Source organism: Variovorax glucosi, assembly GCF_051216695.1.
In the GTDB taxonomy this organism is placed as follows: Bacteria; Pseudomonadota; Gammaproteobacteria; order Burkholderiales; family Burkholderiaceae_C; genus Variovorax.
The window spans coordinates 1-1,631 of sequence record NZ_JBPJZE010000052.1 but is presented as its reverse complement, the minus strand read 5'-3'; the positions used below and the strand labels follow the sequence as shown (position 1 = coordinate 1,631).

Annotated in this window: 2 protein-coding genes and 1 pseudogene; 2 read left to right on the top strand and 1 reads right to left on the bottom strand. The window is 64.4% G+C overall.

The genetic code is table 11. The features are described from left to right. Position 1: 1 nt before the first annotated feature. A complete protein-coding gene (locus ACSFA3_RS22755) occupies positions 2-724 on the bottom strand; it encodes a TetR/AcrR family transcriptional regulator (RefSeq protein WP_435471081.1) in 723 nt (240 codons plus the stop codon). Between the two features lie 102 nt (positions 725-826). Between ACSFA3_RS22755 and msrA the strand changes: the two genes are divergently transcribed. Both msrA and ACSFA3_RS22745 read left to right on the top strand, forming a co-directional pair. Continuing rightward, on the top strand, positions 827-1,378 hold the full coding sequence (gene msrA / locus ACSFA3_RS22750) for a peptide-methionine (S)-S-oxide reductase MsrA (RefSeq protein ID WP_435471083.1): 552 nt from the start codon (positions 827-829) through the stop codon (positions 1,376-1,378). Between the two features lie 20 nt (positions 1,379-1,398). Next, positions 1,399-1,631: pseudogene (locus ACSFA3_RS22745) on the top strand (hypothetical protein); the annotation flags it as partial.

Here is a 1,631-nt window from a genome sequence, read left to right as displayed (position 1 = left end):
CTCAGGACAAACCTTCAATTTTAGGTGCCGCCGGTGACACCGTCGGCAGGGTCGGCCTTCCGGGGTGTGCGCTGAGCCCGTTGAGCACCACGTCTGCCTGGATGGCGAGGTACTTTTCGGGGTCTAGGGCCGATGCGCCGTCGACGCAGACCATGGCCGAATGCTTCCAGAGCATGAGGAAGACCATGGGCGCCACCACCGAATAGATCGCATGGTCGACATCCGTCGGCGCGAACTCCCCGCTGTCGATGCCGCGCTGGAAAATGCGCCGCAGCAGTTCGTGGCCGGGCCGGACCACCTCGCGGCGGTAGAACTCGGCCAGTTCGGGAAAGTTGGCGCCCTCGCTCATCATGAGCTTGGTCAGGCCCGAGGCCTGGGTCTTGCCGACGCGCTCCCACCACACGTTCATGCAGTAGCGCAGCATCTCGGCCGTGGTGCCTTCGAAGGCCTCGAACTCGGCATTCCACTCCGTGAAACGGCCGCCGAGGTTTTCCATGACCACGGCCTTGAACAGCTCGTCCTTGCTCGGAAAGTAGAGAAAGAGCGTGCCCTTGGAGACGCCGGCGCGCGCCGCTACTTCCTCGGAACGGGTGGCGGCAAAGCCTTTTTCGACGAACAGATCGAGCGCGGCGGCCAGCAGTTCGCCGGGACGCGCCTCTTTCCGGCGCTCGCGCTTGGCGTGCACCGGGCAGATCTTTTCGACGAAGGAGCGGGGCGTGGGCATGGTGTTAATGACTCGCGGGTTAGTAATGTAGTGACCGGCATCCGTCACGTCAAGCCGCGACAATATCGGGTTCGTCTTTCCCCAACCTGCCGGAGCAGCACCATGTCCACCTCATCGTCGCCTACCGAAACCATCGTGCTGGGCGGTGGCTGCTTCTGGTGCACCGAGGCGGTGTTCGACCGGGTTCAGGGCGTGCTGGACGTGGAATCGGGCTATTGCAACGGCCAGACCGTCAACCCGACCTACGAGCAGGTCTGCACCGGCCGCACCGGCCATGCCGAGGTGGTGAAGCTCGAATTCGACCCGGCGCAGATCAGCCTGCGCGAAATCCTCGAAATCTTCTTCGTCGTGCACGACCCGACCACGCTCAATCGCCAGGGCAACGACGTCGGCACCCAGTACCGCAGCGGCATCTACTACACCAGCGACGCCCAGAAAGAGGTGGCCGAAGGGGTCATCCGCGAGATCGAGGCCAGCAAGACCTATCACTCGCCCGTCGTGACTGAAGTGGCAAAGCTCGCCAACTATTCGACGGCGGAGGCCTACCACCAGGACTACTTCCTGAACAACCCGAACCAGGGCTACTGCGCATTCGTCGTGGGCCCGAAGGTCGAGAAGTTCCAGAAGACCTTCGCCTCTCGCTTGAAGGCCTGATCGCCTCCCGACCCCTGCGCATGGCCCGCCAGTCTCCCTCCCGTTCGTCGCGCACGTTCATCGTTGCGCTGGCGTTCGCGTTGTGGATCGCGGGCACGCTGGGGGTCATGCACCGGTCGCTGCACGTGCCGGGCCTCTCGCATGCCGAGGCGGCGGTGCAGGTGCAGCAGGCATCGCAGAGCGGCGAGCACAAGCACGCGGCCCACGGGCTGGGCAGCTTGTTCGGCGAGCACACCGACGCCGAGTGCCGGCT